Below are 20,618 nucleotides of genomic sequence, written 5' to 3' on the forward strand. Positions count from 1 at the left end.
GATAGGTAAAATGAAGAAAAATATGACAAAAATAGACGAACATCTTCGAAACCGTATGAGAATAGTCATCTGGAAACAGTGGAAAACCAGTGAGAAAAGGATGTGGGGGTTAAAGAAACTTGGCGTACCCGAATGGATGGCAAGACAATCCGTAGGATTTGCAGACCATTATCAGGCGGTAGCAAAAACAGCCGGACTTCGCAAGATAACAAAAGAAATCCTCGCAAAGCGAGGACTCATTAGTTGTTTAGATTATTACATGAATTGAACCGCCGTATGCCGAACGGCACGTACGGTGGTGTGAGAGGGAGGAGAAAGTCCTCCCTACTCGATTATGTTTTTATTTTTCTAGTATTGCCTTGACTTCATCATATACTGACATATTTTTCTCTGTTACAAATGAGCAAGATTTGCCATCCTTACCAATTCTTCCTGCTCGTCCTATCCTGTGTATATAGTCCTCGGGTCTTTCGGGGAAGTCATAGTTGTATATGTGGCTGATTCCATTGACGTCTATACCCCTAGCAGACAGGTCAGTAGATATAAGGAATTGTATTTTGAGGTCCCTAAAGTCTTTCATGATTCTCTCCCTTTTTGCCTGGCTGATATCGCTGTGGATTTTCTTGCAATTATATTTTCTCTGGCCTAATTTTTCTTCTAGATTGTCGACCCTTGCCTTAGTTCTGCAGAATACAATTGCCATAAAGGGCTGGTCGTGGTCGATTTTGGAACAGAAGTCTTCAAACTTTTGTCTATCGTTTGTAAATATAAACTCTTGCTCTATAAGGTCTGGAACGTGGGTGTCCTCCTCGATATTTACTTCGATAGGGTTATTGGAGTACCTGTATACAAGTTTTTTGACCTTTGAATCTAATGTTGCAGATAGGAATATAGTCTGGTCATATTTTTTGATCTTAGAGAATATAAGGTCTATTTCATTCTTAAAGCCCATCAAGAGCATCTGGTCCGCCTCATCTATTACTATAGAGTCAAACTTGCTTACTGAAATAGTATTTCTATTTATATGGTCAAGCAGTCTACCGGGGGTAGCTACAAGTATATTTATAGAATTTTTAAGCTTGTTAATTTGGGCCTTTATATCCTTGCCACCGTATATTGGTAGGATGTTGACCGTATTTTTGATATTTTCATCACCTATATGACTTATGATATCTACTGCCATGTCGTTGATTTGAAGAATCAGCTCCCTTGTTGGAGCGAGTATTAGGATACTATCTATATCCTTTTTTAATATCTTGTCTATAAGGGGCAACAAGAAGCTGAGAGTCTTGCCTGTTCCAGTATTTGACTTAATCATTAGGTCTCTTTTATCGCTTGTAAGTGGTATTGTTTCTAGCTGGACCCTTGTTGGTTCTTTGATACCTATCTTTGCTAGGGCCTGAACTAAGTTTTCGTCTATATTAAAGTCTTTGAAATTCATGTATGTCTCCTTTTTTATTTACTGATATATTATTATAGCACATAACCAATAATTAAACTTAAATATATGAAATAATTAATGTTAAATAAGTTATTCAATAATTTATTAAATAAGTTACTCAATAGGTTATTAAAGAACTTGTTCAAGAAAAAATGCCTATAAAAATGTAAGAGTTAATATATTTTTTTCAAAAAAATCTTCATTAATATCAATTTAAAAATTAAAGTGTAAGACTAGAATTCTCAAAAATACATTAAAAATGAAATTTTAAATAATAAATATGTCAATATAATTACGATTAAGACCTCAAAAATTGGTTTTCACTGGGCATAAATGAAAGATAAAAATAAAATGATTCATAAAAAGGCTTGAAATTTATTGGATAAAGACTTATAATGAATATATGAAATGCAAGATTTATTTAAAAACTTGCAAAATGTAGGGAAACTAATATGGGAGGAAGTATAAAGATGTGTGTGATTGATAATATTAACGGTAGAGAATTGAAATTTGTAGATACAACTTTAAGAGACGGAGAGCAGACTGCTGGTGTTGTTTTTGCAAATAGTGAGAAGATAATGATAGCTGAGATGTTGAGTGACCTAGGTATTAACCAGTTAGAAGTTGGTATACCAACTATGGGTGGAGATGAAAAGGACGCTATTAAGCAGATTGTTAAGAAGAACCTTAAGTCAAGTATAATGGCATGGAATAGGGCGGTTGTTTCAGATATAGAACAGTCTATTGATTGTGGTGTTGATGCGGTTGCAATATCGATATCAGTATCAGATATACACATACAGAACAAGCTTAAGACTTCAAGAGAATGGGTTATAGAGAATATGGTAAAAGCTACTGAATTTGCCAAGAAAAATGGCCTATACGTATCTGTAAACGGTGAAGATGCTTCTCGTGCTGACGAAGACTTCTTGATTGAATTTATAGAGGCTGCTAAACAGGCTGGGGCTGATAGATTTAGATTCTGCGATACTGTTGGTGTTATGGATCCATTTACAATAAGAAACAAGATAGAAAGAATATATAATAAGACAAAGTTTGATATAGAAATGCACACTCACAATGACTTTGGTATGGCTACTGCTAATGCTATAGGTGGAGTACTAGGCGGTGCTAATTATGTAGGTGTTACAGTGAATGGACTGGGGGAAAGAGCTGGTAATGCAGCCCTAGAAGAAGTCTTGATGTCACTTATCCACGTATTAAAGTGCCACTCTAATATAGACACAAGAAGATTTAAAGAATTGTCTGAGTACGTATCAAGAGCATCTGGAAGAGAGTTACCAGCATGGAAGGCAATAGTTGGTTCAAACATGTTTAGACATGAATCAGGTATCCATGCAGATGGAGCCTTGAAGGATCCTAAGAACTATGAAGCCTTTGATCCTTCTGAGGTTGGTCTTGAAAGACAGATAGTAATAGGCAAGCACTCAGGTAGGGCAGCCGTAGTAAATAAGTTTAGGGAGTATGATATAGAATTAGACGATGAAGTGGCATCAAGGGTACTAGATGTAGTTAGGTCTACATCAGTTAAGCTAAAGAGATCTCTATTTGACAAGGAACTTGTATTTATATACAAGGATGTTATGAGGGATATGGAGAAAGATAGTACAGAAGCTATATAGGATGGTTCTTAAAGGATGAGATATTAGTAAATAAAAGTAAGAGGTGATTGGATTGGGAAAGAATATAGTTGAAAAAATATTAGAAAGACATATAGTTGATGGTACTTTGGAGCCTGGAACTAGTTCAGGAATTAGAATAGACAGGACGCTTACTCAGGATTCTACAGGTACTATGGCTTATCTACAGTTAGAGGCAATGAATATCAAGAGGGTAAAGACTAAAAAGTCAGTTGCCTTTGTAGACCACAATATGCTACAACAGGGTTTTGAGAATGCTGATGACCACAAGTTTATACAGACGGTGGCCAACAAGTACGGGATATGTTTTTCAAAGCCGGGCAATGGCATATGCCACCAGGTTTACCTTGAGAGATTCTCTGTACCAGGAGACACACTACTAGGTTCTGATAGCCATACTCCTACAGCTGGTGGGGTGGGCATGCTTGCTATAGGAGCTGGTGGACTTGATGTTGCACTTGCAATGGCAGGTGAGGCTTATAATATCAAGGTTCCAAGGGTTGTCAAGGTCAACCTAAGTGGAAGTCTAAATAAGATGGTCACTTCAAAGGATATAATACTAGAAGTCCTAAAGAGGGAAACTGTAAAGGGTGGTGTAGGTAAGGTCTATGAATATGGAGGACCTGGAGTATCTAGCCTATCAGTTCCACAGAGGGCTACAATAACTAATATGGGGGCTGAACTAGGTGCTACGACATCTATATTCCCAAGTGATGACAAGACAAGAGAATACTTTATAGGTCAGGATAGACTAGATGATTGGTCTGAGCTAGTTGCAGATGAAGATGCTAAATACGATTATATAATAGATATCAACCTAGACGAATTGGTTCCAATGGTAGCAGCCCCTCACAGTCCTGATAATATCAAGACTTGCGCTGAGGTGGGAAAGATTAAGGTGGACCAGGTAGCAATAGGTTCATGTACAAATTCTTCATATGAAGACTTGATGAAGGTTGCTAGAATACTGAAGGGTAGGAAGGTAGCTGATGATGTCAGTCTAGTAATAGCACCTGGATCAAGACAGGTTATGGAGATGATAGCTAGAAATGGTGCCCTTGCAGATATAATATCTTCAGGAGCCAGAATACTTGAAAACTCATGTGGACCATGTATAGGTATGGGCCAGTCTCCGGGAACAGACGCTGTAAGTATCAGAACATTCAATAGAAATTTCTTTGGTAGGTCTGGAACAAACTCAGCCCAGGTATACCTTGCAAGTCCAGAGTTGGCTGCAGTATCAGCTATATATGGATGCCTGATGGACCCTAGAGATGCTGAATTTGATATAGACTTTGATGATATAGGAACAGACAAATTCCTAGTAGATGACTCTATGATTATATCTCCAGTAGATGACGGGGATGATGTAGAAGTTGTTAGGGGGCCTAATATCAAGCCATTTCCACTTAATTCAAGACTTGAAGACTCTATATCTGGCAAGTTGATAATAAAGACTCCAGACAATATAACTACTGACCATATTATGCCATCCAATGCCAAGTTACTTCCATTCAGAAGTAATATACCACACCTAGCAAACTTCTGCTTCTCAACAATAGATGAAGATTTTGCAAGTCGTTGTAAGGAAAATGGTGGAGGCTTTATAGTAGGTGGTGAGAACTATGGACAAGGTTCTTCAAGAGAGCACGCAGCCCTAGCACCTCTTTACCTAGGAATCAAGGGTGTAATAGCCAAGTCATTTGCTAGAATCCACAAGGCCAACCTTATCAATTCAGGTATAATACCTATGGAATTTGAAGACCTAAAGGACTATGACCTAATTGACCAGATGGACGATTTTGTAATAGATGATGTATTTGAAGGTCTAAAGGCTGGTAGGTTAAAGGTAGAGGACAAGACAAAGGGAATATCATTCTATGTAAAGGCACTATTCAACGACAAAGAATTGGATATGCTGTATGCAGGTGGTAAACTTAACTCAATAAAGGAAAAGAATTCATAGGAGGCAAATATGTATAATATTACTTTAATACCAGGAGATGGGATAGGACCTGAGGTGACAAAGGCTATGAAACAGGTAGTAAAGGCCTCAGGAGTAGATATAAATTGGGAAGAGGTAATAGCTGGTGAGGCTGTGATAGAAGAGTATAGCACACCGCTTCCAGACTATGTACTAGATAGTGTAAGAAAGAATAAGGTAGCTATAAAGGGTCCTGTCACTACACCAGTAGGCAAGGGATTTAGGAGTGTAAATGTAGCCCTTAGAAAAGAGTTGAACCTCTATGCAAATGTGAGGCCAGTCAAGACTTTCAAGGGGGTCAAATCTAGATATGACAATATAGACTTGACTATAGTAAGGGAAAATACAGAAGGTTTGTATGCTGGCATAGAGCACAAGGTTGGTGACTACGCCGGTGAAACAATCAAGATAATCACAAGGCCAGCATCTGAAAGGATAGTAGAATTTGCTTGTAGGTATACAAGGGAAAATGGCTACAAGAGACTGACAGGTGTACACAAGGCCAATATAATGAAGATTTCTGATGGCTTATTCTTAGATGTGTTCAATCAGGTTGCAAAAGATAATGGAATCCTAAGAAAGGCTGACGGAGCTAGTTGCGACCTGTACTCAGATGATGTTATAGTCGATGCGGCTGCCATGAACCTGGTTATTAGGCCAGAGGAATTTGATGTTATGGTAATGCCTAACCTATATGGTGATATACTTTCAGACCTTGCCTCAGGGCTTGTGGGAGGTCTTGGTATGATACCATCTGCAAACATAGGAGATGATTGTGCGGTTTTCGAGGCTGTTCATGGTTCAGCTCCAGAGATAGCTGGCAAAAATATAGCAAATCCAACTGCAATAATCCAGTCTGCAGTCATGATGCTAAGGCATATAGGAGAAATGGAATCAGCAGATAAGATTGAAAAGTCATTAAAGGAAGTATTTGCTGAAGGTAAGCTAGTCACTGCAGATTTAGGAGGTAATGCTTCAACAAGCGAATTTGCCGACGAATTATGCAGAAAAATAAGTGCCTTATAAGATAATAATATAGCCAATCAATCACTAATATAGGGGGAGAGGTCAACAGGAGTTGATTTCTCCCCCGTCCTACTGTAAAATAATATAATAGGGAATATAATAATAGAAGTATATTTTTAGAAAGCGAAGTATATAATGACAAATATATTAAGAAATATAAAATCAATTTGTAGGATTGGTGTTGGAAATTACAATGAGGATAGTTGTGATCATTTAGATAATGCTGCATGGGTTATAGATGGAGCAACTGGCCTAAATGGAAAAAACCTAGTATCTGATACCAGTGATGCACATTGGTATTCAAATTGGTGGAATTCATATATAAAAGAAAATTTAAAATGCAATATAAGACTAGATGATTTTTTATACAAGGGGCTAGAAGATGTCAGAAGAGAGTATATAGAAATTATCTCAAATAAGGGGATAGACATATCCTCTATAAGCAAGATAGACCTACCGTCAGCGTCAATCTGCCTTACTAGGGTAATAGACAATAGGTTGGAATATATTATCTTGGGAGACTGTAGGCTATATATAGGTCAGTCAAATGAAACTATAAAAATATCTGACGAGTCTGTATCCAAGCTAGATGATGAGGTCTTTGAAAAGATGAGATCATTGGATGATTTTGGTAATATAAGTCTTGATGATACTAAATCAAGGGTCATGGACAAGATAGTAGAAAATAGGCTAAAGAATAATACTGATGAGGGATACTGGATACTTAGCTTTGATAAGGACGCTGCATATAAGGCGAGGTCAGGAAGCATAGACATTGACCAGGAAACAAGGGTTATGATCGCAAGTGATGGATATTTTTCTGCATCTGAAAAATACCACCTATATGAAGAAAGAGACCTTCTAGACCTTACATTCAAAAGGGGCATGGAGTCAATATATAGGGAGATAAGAAATTTTGAGTCTGATGAAGAGAGGGTAAGGTTTATTCCTAGGTTTAAGTCTATGGATGATTCTACCTGTGCAGTATTTGAAATAAGTCCAATAGGTAGAAGGAGGGTCCTTCACATTAGTGCCCAAAAGCCAGATTATACGGGCAGTGGTATATATATGAGCGGCATTATAAAGGGGATGGACCATTTGACTAGTGGCCAGGCCTTGATTGCTGGAGTTGATTCGAGTGATGATTTACCTTCAATGATGGAGAAATTTAAAGATATAGACCTAAGTTTTTACCCTGTCCTATATAATGATGGAATCCTTGATTTTAATGTTCCTGGCATGAGTGATAATATGCCCTATCCTAGCACTATATACAAGAATATGACAGATGATATGGCAGGTAGGATGGAAAGTTCTTTTTTAAGCAAGTTAGATCAAGCTGTTAAAGAATTTAAGCCTGACTTGATAGTATGCCACCACCTATATTTTACGACTTCATTGGTTAGGGAAAATATAAATGATATACCTGTAGTTGCAATATGCCATGGGACATGTTTAAGGCAGTTGATGAGCCACGATTTTAAGAAAGACCTTATAATAGGAGCCATACCAAAACTCGACAAAATATACGCCTTACATGATATACAGGCTGGTCTTATCAGGAATATATTTAATATTGAAGATTCTAGGATAGAGGTCTTGGGCAGCGGTTATGACAAGACTATATTTAACTGTGAATCGAGGTCGGATAAGTCATCTAGCAAGGAGATTACTCTTGCCTATGCGGGTAAGTTAGCCTATGCAAAGGGGCTAATGGAGTTTTTTGATGCACTTGAAAAGGTTGATTTTCCAGAGGAGGATCTGGTATTTTACCTAGCTGGTGATGGAAGTGACCAAGAAGAGGTTATTAATATCAAGAATAAAGGAAATAAATCTAAGTTTAGGGTTGAGTTTTTAGGTAGGCTAAACCAGTACCAACTTGCAAGTATGCTCAATCAGTCGGATATATTTGTATTGCCGTCTTACTATGAGGGGCTGCCCCTAGTCCTGCTTGAGGCTATGGCCTGTGGGAATTCTATATTGACTACGGATATAGATGGTGTCAAGGAATGGCTGGGTCAGGATATAAATACGTCGGGTATGATATCCTATGTAGGTCTTCCTGAAATGGAGGCTGTATCAAGGCCTAAGGTGGATAGACTTGGAGAGTATGTAGATAGGTTGGCGCTTGCAATAGAAGATTCTATAAGGACAAGATTGGACAAAAACTACAGGCAGGTCAATATAGAGGAAATGTCCTGGAATGGTCTAGCCAAAAAGCTATATGATTCTTGTGACTGAACTCCTAAAAAATCACATGATAATTTTGAAAACATACCGATGATAAAATATGCAGTTGTTGATAGGCGGATGGAGGAGGATATGAGGTCAAAACTTGAGGCTGAGGCTTATACAATAGTCGAATCCTACGACCACAAAAACCTATATGACGCCATTAGGTCTCATGTTGACATAGGCATATTTTCTGTGGGCGACAAACTGATAGCATCTAAAGAATCCTATGCTTATTACCAGACGGCGATAGGTGATAAGTTGCCTAAGCACTCTATCATAAGTGGAAGTAGGTATTTAGGTCTCAAATATCCGGAAGACATAGTCTATAATTTTTCTTTTTCAGGAAAGTATGGTATTGGTAAACTTGACAATATAGATCCTGCTGTAATTGATGCAGTATTAGACCAAGTGCCTACAAGTGAGTTGATAGATGTAAGACAGGGTTATGCAGCCTGTTCCATATGTTGGGTTGATGAGAGGTCTTTAATAACTAGCGATAGGGGTATTGCCAAGATCCTAAGAGCCTATGATATAGATGTGCTGGAGATAGATAAAGGACATATAGACCTTTTTGATATGGACTATGGCTTTATAGGAGGAGCTACATCTAGTTTGGAGGATGGCAGGATAGTATTCTTTGGTGATGTTTATAGTCATCCAGACGGAGAGAGAATGGTAGAATTTATAAGGTCAAAGTCTAAGGAATATCTATGTCTATCAAGTGGAAGGCTAAAAGACTACGGCGGTATGCTTGTGATTTGTGAATAAGTAATAAAGTAAAAAAGTAAAGCAAATAAAAAAGTAAAGGATGAAGTACAATGGTAAATCAAGAAATTATTATAAGAGTAGTATTATTGGCTATTGTTGGTGCAATAATAGGTTATAGTACAAATGTTATAGCGGTCAAGATGCTTTTTAGACCACTTAAACCCTACAAGATACCAGTGATCAATTATGAATTGTGGGGTCTTATACCAAAGAGAAGGGATGATATAGCCAAGAATATAGGCAAGGCAGTTGGTGAAGAGCTAGTTGACTACGACAAGCTTGTAGATGGCATGATAAGACCAGAGGACAAGAAAGAGATAAAAGCCTATATAAACTCAAGGGTAGAGTATATTATCAATGAAAAGATAAGTTTTATACCGACTATGTTTAGGCCTATGGTCCTATCAGGCATAGGTGAAGTACTCAATGAAGAGATAGACAAGGGTATGGATGATGTCATAGATAAGGTAAAGGACAAGGTCAAGTCTAGGATAGATGTAGGTCAAATGGTAGAAGAGAAGATAGGTGAGTTAGATTTGGTTCAGCTAGAGGAACTTATTATGGGTCTATCTAAAAAAGAGCTAAAGCACATTGAAAATCTAGGCCTAGTTCTAGGATTCTTGATAGGTATAGTACAAGGGATAATAACAATATTTATATAAATTAGGTGGCGCTTAATTTGACAATTCGAGATATTTAAAATAGAATTTACCATAATAAAATAATAGCGTTGATAGTAAGATCTACCCTCTCAGTCATATAACTGGGAGGGTATTTTTTACCACCAACGCTATCTACTATTGAACAATAGTTTTACTTAACTTGCTATTAATTTCTTATTCCCAATAATCTAGGTCCTTTGAATCAAGACCGACAACCTTAGAATGGAATACAGGTTCCTGACCTGCTTTTCTCTGCTTTTCGTAGTCCTTAGCAGCCTTTATAGCAACACCACCCATGATTACACAACATGGTATATTTATTAGGGCCATAAGTCCCATTGTTATGTCTGCAGATGCCCAAGCAGCATCCATTTCCATAGTAGCACCAACGAATACTATTATAGCAGCTACTACATAGAAACCTATCATAAAAGTCTTACCAGGCTTCTTGTTACCATTTAGGTAAGATAGACCTGTTTCACAATAGTATAGGTTACCTATAAGAGTAGTGAAAGCGAACATGATCATAGCTATTGTTATAAATAAAGGTCCGAAAGATCCGAATACTGACCTAAGTGACTCCTGTACCATAGGAGCTCCCGCTAATTCCTCTTTCATAGGAATACCTGATACAAGTATCATAAAGGCTGTTGCTGAACAAATAACGATTGTATCTATATATACAGATAGTACCTGTACTAGACCCTGTTTAACTGGGTGTGATACTTCAGCTGAAGCTGCTGCATTTGGAGCAGAACCAACACCTGCTTCGTTAGAGTATAATCCACGTTTGATACCGTAGATTAGACAAGAACCAGCAAGACCACCAGCAAATGAACGACCGCTAAAAGCATCAGTAAATATTAACTTTATAACTTCTGGGAACATTCCTATGTTCATTATTACTACTATTAGAGATACTATTATATAAGCAACTCCCATAAATGGAACAATAACTTCTGTAACACGGATCATTCTCTTTCCACCACCAACTATTGATATAAATACTGCAATAGCGATTATAGCACCAATAATCATTGGAGTAGTCTTTGGATTGTAGAATGAGTATATAGAGAATGTAGACTGTAGGTTATAAGAACAAAGTAGGTTGAATCCTAAACCATATGTAAGTATAAGGAATACTACGAATAGAGATGCAAGAGTCTTGTTCTTTAGGGCAGATTCTATATAGTAGGCTGGGCCACCATAGCATCCACCAGTTTCCTTGTCTCTACGCTTGTATATCTGTGCTAGAGTAGACTCTATAAATGCAGTTGCTGAACCAACAATCGCAAGAACCCACATCCAAAATGCTGCACCTGGTCCACCAAGTACTATGGCTGTAGATACACCAACTATATTACCTGTACCAACTCTTGAGGCAGTTGAAACCATAAGCGCCTGGAAAGAAGATACCTGTCCTTTTTGATCAGGCTTTTCCATTACAGCCCTCAAAGATTCCCTAAAAAGTCTTAATTGTATAAATCCTGTTTTAAAACTGAAATAAATTCCTGCTACTGCTAAAACAACTATAAGAATAGGGTAGTACATCACGTCATCGATTTTTGTTAATACTTCTAAAATAAGTCATTCCTCCTTTAATGTTTGATATGTATTAATCATTACACCTATATTATCCTATAATATTATAAAAAAATCAAGGAATATATGGATAAAAATGCAAGAAAAATTATATAATTTGCAATTAATATATAATAATTGCAATTTTATTTGAGAAAATGAGATTTTATTACCTTATAACCCCTCTGAAATAGGTTTTCATCATGATTAAATTGCAAGATGATAATACAAATATATCAGTTTGTAAATTAAAAATCTATTTTAATGAAAGATTTTATTTATATTATTCATTTGATGTATCTTTTAAATAAAGAAAGAATATATCATATGATAAACGATATTAATAAAAGTATAAAATCAAAAAAATTTTTATTATTATGCAAACTGACTCTATTTATATAATTAACTCTAGTGAACTGAAAAATAACTTTTTAAAAATTAATTTTTCTGAAGATTAAGTTTATTTATATATTGTTTAAAAATATTAAAAAATAAACAATGTGTTGACATAGAAGTTTCTTGAGATTATAATCAGCTTATAAAGTAATCAGAAGCAAATAATAATATTTAAGCTATCATAGCTTGGGAGGATTTGTATGAAAAAGTTGATGACTGGCGATGAAGCCATAGCAAGAGGAGTATATGAGGCAGGTGTAAAATACGCTGCTGCATATCCAGGTACACCAAGTACTGAAATATTGGAAAACCTTTCTAAAGTTGATTCAAAAGAGATGATTGCTGAGTGGGCACCAAACGAAAAGGTCGCCCTAGAATCTGCAATAGGAGCCTGTGTAGCAGGGGCTAGGTCTTTTGCAGCCATGAAGCACGTAGGACTAAATGTTGCCGCTGACCCATTTTTTACAGCATCTTATTCAGGTGTAAATGGTGGACTAGTGATTGTAAGTGCTGATGAGCCAGGTCAATTTTCATCTCAGAACGAGCAGGACAACAGGAATTTGGCAAGAGCTGCCTTTGTTCCTATGTTTGAACCAGCAGATAGTCAGGAGTGTAAGGTCATGGTTAAAGAGGCCTATAAGTTGAGTGAAATCCATGATGCTCCTATAATGATAAGGATGACAACTAGAGTCTGTCACTCTAAGGGCCTAGTCGAATTAGAGGACAGGCAAGATGTACCTATAAAGGAATGGAAGAAAGAGCCTACTAAATATGTAATGGTACCTGCAAATGCCAAGGTCAGAAAGCAGCATATATTCAAGAGGATGGATGACCTATTTGAATACTCAAATGAATGTGAGTTCAACCTTACTGAGTACTATGACAAGAAAATAGGTATTATAGCATCAGGTGATTGCTACCTATATGCAAAAGAAGTCTTTGGAGAAGATGCCTCATACCTAAAGGTTGGATTTTCAAATCCACTTCCTGACAAGTTGTTCAAAGAATTTGCTAGTAAGGTAGATAAAATATATGTAATAGAAGAAAATGACCCTATAATGGAAACACACATCAAGGCTCTTGGTATAGAGTGCCATGGCAAGGATGTATTTCCTAGGTATGGAGAAATGATACCTGAGGTTATAAGAAAATCGGTATACGGACAAGATGTCAAGATAGACCAAGCTGCCAAGGAAGTGATGATAAACAGGGCTCCGACTTTCTGTGCTGGATGTCCGCATAGGGGATTCTTCTATACTCTTGGCAAGAGGAAGAATGTCATGATATCAGGGGATATAGGTTGCTATACTCTTGGGTTTGGGGCTCCATACAATGCCATGGATATGACACTTTGTATGGGAGCAAGTATCAGTATGGGTCACGGTGCATCACAGGTATTTAAGATGGATCAAAACCAAGACAAAAAGGTTATATCTGTAATAGGAGACTCTACTTTCTTCCACACAGGTATCAACTCCTTATTAAATGTTGTATACAACAATTCATCCACAGTGACTTGTATCTTGGACAACAGGATTACAGGCATGACTGGTCAGCAGCAAAATCCTGGGACTGGTTATACAGCCCAGGGCAGCCAAACTAATGAGGTAGATATAGAATCAGTTGTAAGGGCCATAGGTGTAAAGAATATAAGAAGGGTAAATCCTAACAAGTTAGAAGAGGTAGAAGCTGCATTTGACTGGGCATTGGGCCTAGATGAGCCTTCAGTGATAATAACATGGTGGCCATGTGCACTTAAGGTCCAGTCAGAGGAAGACAAGAAAAACTTCCCAGGATCATTTAAGGACAAGTACAGTGTAGACCAAGATACATGTATAGGCTGTAAGAAGTGTACTAAGACAGGTTGTCCGGCTATATCTTTCAAGACTGATATTAAGAAGTCTTCAATAGATATAAACAAGTGTGTAGGTTGTAGTGTATGTGCCCAGGTATGTCCTGTAGGAGCGATAGGAAAGGTGGTTCAATAAGATGACTAAGAATATATTACTAACTGGAATAGGCGGACAGGGGACTATAACAGCCAGCAAGTTGCTTACTATAGGTCTTATGAGTGCAGGTTATGACGTAAAGATGAGTGAAGTCCACGGTATGAGTCAGAGAGAAGGACAGGTCCTTACCCATCTGAGATATGGAGACAAGGTATATTCACCGGTTGTGCCACAGGGGGAAGCGGATATAATAATGGGATTTGAGGAGTTAGAGGTCCTAAGAAATATCGACTATCTTAGAGAGGATGGTGTAGTGGTATTAAATACAGCTAGGTTCAACCCAATTGGAGTCTTATCAGGCAAGGACAAGTATCCAGAAAATACTAAAGAACTGATAGAAGCTAGGTCTGGCAAGGTATATGCCTTTGATGCAAGTGAAGAAGCCAAAAAGCTAGGCAACCAAAAAGTAATGAATATAATCCTCCTAGGAACTATAATCAAGAAGATGAATCTTGAAGAAATAGACTGGGATAAAATAATTGAAGAAAATGTTAAAGAAAAATTCATAGAAATTAATAAAAAAGCACTAAGAGTGGGTATTGAACTAGTATAATGATTAAGAGGGTCAAATAATGCGGAAAAAGTTTTTTTGAACCTTTTGAAGATTTGATACATCCACCGGTGAAGTAATGAGTACTAATCGGTATATGGTTAGTACTCATTGCTGATTATAAAATCCAATGGAGTCTGCAAGATGCAAAGGATAAAATGTGAAGGAGAATAATATGGTAAAGAATTTTGACGAAGTAATTGAGAGGGTAAGGGCCTTTAAGGAGATGAAAAGATGTGCTGTCTGTATGGCTGATGAAGCTGCCATAGGCGGGGCTATAGAGGCAGAAAAGTTGGGTCTAGCCTGGCCGATATTCGTAGGTCATGAGTCTGAAATTAAAGAAGAGTTAAAAAAACTAGGTGTTGATAAAGACTATGAAATAATAGGCGTAGATGAAGACTCAAAGGCTGCTGAAAAGGTAGTAGAACTAGTAAGAGAGGGAAATGCAGACTTTATACTAAAGGGTCACATAGAGACAGCTGTTCTTATGAGGGCTGTAGTTGACAAGGAAAAGGGCCTTAGGACAGACAAGTTGATGACACATATGTCGTTTGAACAGATGCCTACCTACCACAAGCTGATAACTATAACAGATGGTGGCATGTGTATGTACCCAGATGTAGAACAAAAGCAGAAGATAATTGAAAATGCAGTAGAAATATACCGTAACCTAGGCTATGAGAGGCCAAAGGTAGCTGTATTGTCTGCTGTTGAAAGGGTCAACCCTAAGATGCAATCGACTGTAGACGCAGCTGAATTAAAGAGAAGAAACCAAAAAGGTATCATAAAGAATTGCCTAGTTGAAGGTCCAATATCATTTGACCTTGCCTACAAGAAGGGGGCAGCCGAGATAAAGGGATTTGAGAGTGAGGTAGCCGGAGATCCTGATATCTTACTTGTTCCAGATATACAAGCGGGTAATATATTGGATAAGTCATTTAATTTTGCAGGTGGTGGAAAGATGGCAGGATTTATTGTTGGAGCCAAGTGTCTTATAGTCCTTACATCTAGGAGTGCATCAGCAGAAGAGAAGTACTATTCAATAGCAATGGCAGCCCTTGCCCAGCACTAGGAAACTGCTTACTTGAAAATTATTTTATAAAGGAGAAAAATATGAAAATACTTGTCATAAACCCAGGCTCGACATCGACTAAACTAGCCTTGTATGAAGATTGTAATGAACTGATGACTGGTTCAATGGATATCAGCTCTGATGTGCTTGCCCAGTACAAGTCTATATATGACCAGACTGATATGAGATTTGACCAGGTTATGGACTTTTTGAAGGTAAACGACATGGAGGTCAAGGATCTTGATGTAATCGTATCAAGAGGCGGTATGCTTCCTCCCCTGCATACAGGTGCATATGTCGTTGATGAAGACCTATGCTACATAATGAGAAACCATCCAGCCCAGCTACATGCTTCTAATCTAGGAGCTCTTGTAGCCAAGAAGCTAAGTGATATTGGCAATATACCAGCCTATATATACGATGCAGTTTCAGTTGATGAGATGACTGATGAGGCTAGGTTATCAGGTCTTAAAAACTATCCGAGAAGGTCTTTCTCTCATGCCTTGAATACTAGGGCTGTTGCCATGAAGTACTGCCAGGATAAGGGACTTGACTACTATAAGTCATCTATAATTGTAGCCCATCTAGGTGGAGGAATATCTATGAATTTCCAGAAAAATGGTCACTTGGTAGATGTCATATCATCAGATGAGGGTCCATTTTCTACAAATAGGGCAGGAGCTCTCCCTATATACAGCTGCATAACAATGGCTAGGGAAGAGGGGGCTGATGCGATGCAGAGTTACGAAGATTCAATTGGTGGCCTTATTTCCTACCTAGGAACTAATGACGCCAGAGAAGTTGAAGCCATGATAGCAAATGGTGACGAAGAAGCAAAGAAGGTCTACAGGGGTATGGCCTACCAGATAGCTAGGTATATAGGTTCACTAGCAGTTGTAGACAATGGTAAGATAGATGGTATAGTTCTAACAGGTGGTATGGCTAATTCGAAGCTACTTACTGGATGGATAGAGGAAAAGGTGGCATTTTTGGCTGATATTAGCATATATGCTGGTGAGTTTGAGATGAAGGCCTTGGCCCAGGGTGCCTACAGGGTGATGAAGGGGCAGGAAGAGGCTGACCACTTAAAAATATACTAGAAATATTAAATTTATACACATGAAAGATAGGTCGATGAAAGTTTTTTTAATAATTTAAATGATTGCTATTGATTTATAAATTTCATTGTGGTACTATGGATACAACATAAATAATAAGCTATGAAGAAGGAAGAGTAGGATGTAGATCATCTACAGAGAATTTGGATCACCGGCTGAAAGTCCAATGAGAAAGAGACATTTCGAAAACTACCTTTGAGCAGGATTTAGTAGGGCCTATAGGCTTCTGAAAGTGTCCGGTTGACTGCCTTAAAGTCTTATCGAGAGTCCGATTATTATCGGAAACTTGGGTGGAACCGCGAATTTTAACTCGTCCCAAATATTTATTTGGGGACGAGTTTTTTTTATTATTGATTTTATATGGAGGTATTATTATGATAAAAGTTGAATTAAAAGACGGCAGTGTCCTAGAGTTTGAAGATGGAGTATCACTACTTGACGTTGCCAAGGGAATTAGTGATGGATTTGCTAGAAGTGTACTAGTAGGTTCAGTTGATGGAAGAATGGCTAGCCTAAATGAAAAGCTAGACAAGGACTGCAAGGTAAACTTCTTTAAGTTTGATGACGCAGAGGGTAAGGAAGTATTTAGACATACTTCAGCCCATATATTTGCCCAGGCTGTAAAGAGACTTTGGCCTCAAGCCAAGCTTGCTATAGGTCCAGCAATAGACAATGGATTCTACTATGATATAGATTTAGACTATAGGTTAGTTCCAGAAGACCTAGAAAAGATAGAAGCTGAAATGAAGAAGATAGTTAAGGAAGACCTAAAAATCGAAGGTTTTGAGGTATCTAGAGAAGAAGCTATCAAGATGATGAAGGAAATTGGTGAAGACTACAAGGTAGAAATGATAGAAGACCTTCCAGCTGAAGAAGTAATATCAATGTACAGACAGGGAGATTTTGTTGACCTATGTAGGGGACCACACCTTCAGTCAACTAAGAAGGTAAAGGCCTTTAAGTTACAGTCAATAGCAGGTGCTTATTGGAGAGGTGATGAAAACAACAAGATGCTTCAAAGAGTATATGGTACTTCATTTGAAAAGAATAAGGACCTAGAAGCCTACTTAAAGATGCTTGAAGAAGCTAAGAAGAGAGACCACAGAAAGATAGGTAAGGAACTTGGACTATTTATGATACCAGAAGAAGGACCAGGATTCCCTCTATTCTTGCCAAGAGGTACAGCCCTAAAGCAGTCTCTAATGAAGTACTGGGAAGAAATCCACAGAGAAGCCCACTATGTTGAAATAGAAACTCCAATAATACTTAACAGAAAATTATGGGAGACTTCAGGTCACTGGTTCCATTACAAGGAAAATATGTACACAGTTCAGATAGATGAAGAAGATTATGCAATCAAGCCTATGAACTGTCCAGGAGCCATGTTATACTACAAGTCACAGCTACATTCATATAGAGATTTCCCTATGAGAGTTGGGGAAAGAGGTAGAGTACATAGACACGAACTATCAGGCGCCCTACATGGACTAATGAGAGTTAGAGCCTTCACTCAGGATGATGCTCATATATTCATGCTACCGGAACAGATCAGAGATGAAATAAAGGGAGTAGTTAACCTAATAGACAAGGTATATACTAAGTTTGGATTCAGTTACCATGTAGAGTTGTCTACTAGACCAGAAGATTCAATGGGAACTGATGAAGAATGGGCAATAGCAGAAGATGGTCTAAGAGGTGCACTAGAAGAATTAGGCATGGACTATATAGTAAACGAGGGTGACGGTGCCTTCTATGGACCAAAGATAGACTTCCACCTAAGAGACTGTATAGGTAGAACTTGGCAGTGTGGTACAATCCAGCTAGATATGCAGCTACCACAGAGGTTTGATGCTACATATGTAGGTAAGGATGGAGAAAAGCATAGACCAATAATGATCCATAGAGTTGCTCTTGGTTCAATAGAAAGATTCATAGGAATCCTAATAGAAAACTACGCTGGTAAGTTCCCAGTATGGCTAGCACCATGCCAGGTAAAGGTCCTATCAGTATCAGACAAGTACAATGAATTTGCAAAAGAACTAGTTGAAAAGCTATTTGATGCAGGTATCAGGGTTGAACTTGATGATAGGGCAGAAAAGGTTGGATTTAAGATAAGAGAAGCCCAGCTAGAAAAGATACCTTATATGCTAGTTGTAGGTGAAAAGGAAATGGAAAGCGGCCTACTATCTGTTAGATCAAGAGATGAGGGTGAGTTAGGACAGATGTCAGTTGAAGACTTCCTTGCAAAGGTTCAAAAGCAGATAGACGAAAGAGAAAACGTAGAAGTAGAAGTTTTATAGGATATAAAACCTAGATAAGGCTTAAAACATTTAAAGAATTTTATACACTATAAAAGGGGCTCAATAGGCCCCTTTTGTAATTGATATATTTGTTTAGTTTAATGGATATAACTTAACTAATCTAATTTTATCTTATCCAATCATATAGATTGACTCAACTTACAAGTACGCCTATTTAGCTGGTACTGGAGGAGTGTATACCCTAGTTGCAAGTTCGTCATCTATCATATATAGGTTGGCTTCATTGCCACTTGCTCTTTTGATCTTCTTTACAAGGTTTGTAAAGTTTTCTTCTTCTTCGACCTGTTCATCTACAAACCAGCTAAGGAAACTCATAGTTGCGTGTTCCTTTTCATCAAGAGCTATGTTGGCTATATTATATATTCTCTTAGTTACTGTCTGTTCATGCTTTAAACCTTCTTCAAAGATATTCAATAGGTTGTCAAACTCTGCCTTAGGCTTTTCGATGGCTTCAAGCACTACCTTACCACCCTTTTGGAATAGGTAATCGTACATTTTTCTAGCATGGTCTAATTCCTCTTGAGCCTGGATCTTGAAGAAGTTTGCAGCTCCTGGAAAATCGATCTCTTCAGCATATGCTGACATAGCCAAGTATGTGTAGGCTGAATAAAACTCAAAATTAATCTGTTCATTAATGGCATTTTCTAAATTTTTACTTATCATATTTATACCTCTTTTCTATTAACATATTAAATTGGAGTAAGATTTAATTCCAAAGTAACACTATATCTATATACTATAATATCACTTATGACCAGAATTTAATAGGTGTTTTTGGGATTTTAAGAAATAAGATAAAAGATTTTTGATAATTGAATTATTATATTAGCAGTGTGGATTCGGTGAGTGGTGATGGGAATCTAGGACTGCAGTGGATTTTTTAGAATTTATAAAAAAAGAACAGACCCTAAAGTCTGTTCTAAGTGCTGGATGTGGGACTTGAACCCACACGGTATTGCTACCAACGGATTTTGAGTCCGCCCCGTCTGCCAATTCCAGCAATCCAGCAATGTCCTCGTTTGCTACTAGAATATTGTAACATAATCTGTAGCAAAAGGCAAGAACTTATTCAACTCTATTTTTAGCATTTTTAGATGGATTGTAACCTAGTAATAAATTTGACTTTATTAGGATAGGTCTAAGCGCATTGTATATCAAGCAAGCTATTATAACAGTAGTTATAGCATTGAAGAATGTAGCACCTGCACTCCATTTTGCTAGGACACTAGCAACGTCAGCTGGCTGACCAAGTACATATATCTTGTAGAAGTATCCAACTAGTGGGTCTGCGATAACATTGAATGCCATACCACAAATAGATGACATTAGAACCCAGTTAAATATATGCTTTCTATCACTTGTCTCATTAATATGTCCAAATTTGTGGGCAAGTGTACCTACTATTAGACCTATTATAAACTTTAAGACAAATGTCTTTGGAGCGACTAGTATATAGACTGGATCCATTATATCTGCTATTGTCATACCTATAGCACCGGCAAGCCCACCATACACACCTCCTATTAATAGTGATGCAAGCACCAAAAATACGTTACCAAAATGGATTGAAGTAGCGTCTCCACCAGGTACAGGTATCTTGATCTGCAAGTAAGTGAATGATACAAAGCATAGGGCTGCTAGTATTGCACATTGAGTAAGTCTTGAAACTTTTGAGTCTTTCATAATAATACCTCCTTGACTAACCATATATAATATTAAATTTTATTATAATAAATCCTCATTTCATTCTATTATTTTATTACGCATATTGTCAATTGATGCAGGTCAATTAAG

16 protein-coding genes, 1 tRNA gene and 1 other annotated feature are annotated in these 20,618 nt (G+C 37.6%); of the genes, 12 read left to right on the forward strand and 5 right to left on the reverse strand.

Annotation, left to right across the window (positions count from 1 at the left end):
* Positions 1-268 (forward strand): hypothetical protein (locus tag F823_RS0105755; RefSeq protein ID WP_019595474.1); only part of this gene is annotated, 268 nt, incomplete at its 5' end.
* 72 nt (positions 269-340) lie between these two features.
* Here the strand turns inward: F823_RS0105755 and F823_RS0105760 are convergent.
* Complete coding sequence (locus F823_RS0105760; RefSeq protein WP_002845227.1) at positions 341-1,441, reverse strand: DEAD/DEAH box helicase; 1,101 nt, start codon at positions 1,439-1,441, stop codon at positions 341-343.
* 470 nt (positions 1,442-1,911) lie between these two features.
* On the opposite strand from F823_RS0105760, the gene nifV reads away from it, so the two are divergent.
* The 6 genes from nifV to F823_RS0105790 all read left to right on the forward strand — a co-directional run bounded on the left by nifV (position 1,912) and on the right by F823_RS0105790 (position 9,777).
* The gene (gene nifV / locus F823_RS0105765) at positions 1,912-3,084 is read left to right on the forward strand and encodes a homocitrate synthase (RefSeq protein WP_002842477.1); all 1,173 of its coding nucleotides are present in this window, start codon (positions 1,912-1,914) and stop codon (positions 3,082-3,084) included.
* 52 nt (positions 3,085-3,136) lie between these two features.
* On the forward strand, positions 3,137-5,068 hold the full coding sequence (locus tag F823_RS0105770) for an aconitate hydratase (protein WP_019595475.1): 1,932 nt from the start codon (positions 3,137-3,139) through the stop codon (positions 5,066-5,068).
* Positions 5,069-5,077: 9 nt separating this feature from the next.
* The gene (locus F823_RS0105775; protein ID WP_002842480.1) at positions 5,078-6,112 is read left to right on the forward strand and encodes an isocitrate/isopropylmalate dehydrogenase family protein; all 1,035 of its coding nucleotides are present in this window, start codon (positions 5,078-5,080) and stop codon (positions 6,110-6,112) included.
* Between the two features lie 135 nt (positions 6,113-6,247).
* Positions 6,248-8,353, forward strand: coding sequence for a glycosyltransferase family 4 protein (locus F823_RS10515; RefSeq protein ID WP_002845230.1), 2,106 nt, complete (start codon positions 6,248-6,250; stop codon positions 8,351-8,353).
* Between the two features lie 39 nt (positions 8,354-8,392).
* Positions 8,393-9,115, forward strand: coding sequence for a DUF6873 family GME fold protein (locus F823_RS0105785; RefSeq protein WP_002845231.1), 723 nt, complete (start codon positions 8,393-8,395; stop codon positions 9,113-9,115).
* A gap of 50 nt (positions 9,116-9,165) precedes the next feature.
* Entirely contained in the window at positions 9,166-9,777 is a 612-nt protein-coding gene (locus F823_RS0105790) for a DUF445 domain-containing protein (protein WP_019595477.1), read from the forward strand.
* A gap of 174 nt (positions 9,778-9,951) precedes the next feature.
* Here F823_RS0105790 and F823_RS0105795 read toward each other — a convergent pair whose 3' ends face one another.
* Positions 9,952-11,328: an alanine/glycine:cation symporter family protein gene (locus F823_RS0105795; RefSeq protein WP_002845233.1), complete on the reverse strand. Its 1,377-nt coding sequence runs from the start codon at positions 11,326-11,328 to the stop codon at positions 9,952-9,954.
* Positions 11,329-11,954: 626 nt separating this feature from the next.
* Between F823_RS0105795 and iorA the strand changes: the two genes are divergently transcribed.
* The 5 genes from iorA to thrS all read left to right on the forward strand — a co-directional run bounded on the left by iorA (position 11,955) and on the right by thrS (position 18,803).
* Positions 11,955-13,742 (forward strand): indolepyruvate ferredoxin oxidoreductase subunit alpha, encoded by a 1,788-nt coding sequence (gene iorA / locus F823_RS0105800; protein WP_002845234.1) that lies wholly within the window; start codon positions 11,955-11,957, stop codon positions 13,740-13,742.
* A 1-nt stretch (position 13,743) separates the two neighbouring features.
* Positions 13,744-14,316, forward strand: a complete 573-nt coding sequence (locus F823_RS0105805) for an indolepyruvate oxidoreductase subunit beta (protein WP_002845235.1) — start codon at positions 13,744-13,746, stop codon at positions 14,314-14,316.
* Positions 14,317-14,488: 172 nt separating this feature from the next.
* Positions 14,489-15,385 (forward strand): bifunctional enoyl-CoA hydratase/phosphate acetyltransferase, encoded by an 897-nt coding sequence (locus F823_RS0105810; protein WP_019595479.1) that lies wholly within the window; start codon positions 14,489-14,491, stop codon positions 15,383-15,385.
* Between the two features lie 41 nt (positions 15,386-15,426).
* Positions 15,427-16,485, forward strand: a complete 1,059-nt coding sequence (gene buk / locus F823_RS0105815; protein WP_002845237.1) for a butyrate kinase — start codon at positions 15,427-15,429, stop codon at positions 16,483-16,485.
* A gap of 111 nt (positions 16,486-16,596) precedes the next feature.
* Positions 16,597-16,824: a binding site (T-box leader), on the forward strand.
* A gap of 53 nt (positions 16,825-16,877) precedes the next feature.
* Positions 16,878-18,803, forward strand: a complete 1,926-nt coding sequence (gene thrS / locus F823_RS0105820; RefSeq protein WP_019595480.1) for a threonine--tRNA ligase — start codon at positions 16,878-16,880, stop codon at positions 18,801-18,803.
* Between the two features lie 171 nt (positions 18,804-18,974).
* On the opposite strand, the gene F823_RS0105825 is transcribed toward thrS, so the two are convergent.
* The 3 genes from F823_RS0105825 to F823_RS0105835 form a co-directional block, all read right to left on the reverse strand.
* Positions 18,975-19,487, reverse strand: coding sequence for a ferritin (locus F823_RS0105825; protein WP_004167300.1), 513 nt, complete (start codon positions 19,485-19,487; stop codon positions 18,975-18,977).
* Between the two features lie 261 nt (positions 19,488-19,748).
* Positions 19,749-19,832: transfer RNA gene (locus F823_RS0105830), tRNA-Leu, on the reverse strand.
* Between the two features lie 57 nt (positions 19,833-19,889).
* Positions 19,890-20,507 carry an ECF transporter S component gene (locus F823_RS0105835; protein WP_002842757.1) on the reverse strand — a complete coding sequence of 206 codons (618 nt, stop codon included), beginning with the start codon at positions 20,505-20,507 and terminating at the stop codon, positions 19,890-19,892.
* Between the last annotated feature and the right edge of the window lie 111 nt (positions 20,508-20,618).

The organism is Peptostreptococcus anaerobius VPI 4330 = DSM 2949, from assembly GCF_000381525.1.
GTDB classification, from domain to species: Bacteria; Bacillota; Clostridia; order Peptostreptococcales; family Peptostreptococcaceae; genus Peptostreptococcus; species Peptostreptococcus anaerobius.

Bases quoted from the DNA above. Each gene is read 5' to 3' on its own strand.
- F823_RS0105760 (WP_002845227.1), bottom strand. From the start codon at position 1,441: ATGAATTTCAAAGACTTTAATATAGACGAAAACTTAGTTCAGGCCCTA.
- nifV (WP_002842477.1), top strand. From the start codon at position 1,912: ATGTGTGTGATTGATAATATTAACGGTAGAGAATTGAAATTTGTAGAT.
- F823_RS0105775 (WP_002842480.1), top strand. From the start codon at position 5,078: ATGTATAATATTACTTTAATACCAGGAGATGGGATAGGACCTGAGGTG.
- F823_RS10515 (WP_002845230.1), top strand. From the start codon at position 6,248: ATGACAAATATATTAAGAAATATAAAATCAATTTGTAGGATTGGTGTT.
- F823_RS0105785 (WP_002845231.1), top strand. From the start codon at position 8,393: ATGATAAAATATGCAGTTGTTGATAGGCGGATGGAGGAGGATATGAGG.
- F823_RS0105790 (WP_019595477.1), top strand. From the start codon at position 9,166: ATGGTAAATCAAGAAATTATTATAAGAGTAGTATTATTGGCTATTGTT.
- F823_RS0105795 (WP_002845233.1), bottom strand. From the start codon at position 11,328: ATGTACTACCCTATTCTTATAGTTGTTTTAGCAGTAGCAGGAATTTAT.
- iorA (WP_002845234.1), top strand. From the start codon at position 11,955: ATGAAAAAGTTGATGACTGGCGATGAAGCCATAGCAAGAGGAGTATAT.
- F823_RS0105805 (WP_002845235.1), top strand. From the start codon at position 13,744: ATGACTAAGAATATATTACTAACTGGAATAGGCGGACAGGGGACTATA.
- F823_RS0105810 (WP_019595479.1), top strand. From the start codon at position 14,489: ATGGTAAAGAATTTTGACGAAGTAATTGAGAGGGTAAGGGCCTTTAAG.
- buk (WP_002845237.1), top strand. From the start codon at position 15,427: ATGAAAATACTTGTCATAAACCCAGGCTCGACATCGACTAAACTAGCC.
- thrS (WP_019595480.1), top strand. From the start codon at position 16,878: ATGATAAAAGTTGAATTAAAAGACGGCAGTGTCCTAGAGTTTGAAGAT.
- F823_RS0105825 (WP_004167300.1), bottom strand. From the start codon at position 19,487: ATGATAAGTAAAAATTTAGAAAATGCCATTAATGAACAGATTAATTTT.
- F823_RS0105835 (WP_002842757.1), bottom strand. From the start codon at position 20,507: ATGAAAGACTCAAAAGTTTCAAGACTTACTCAATGTGCAATACTAGCA.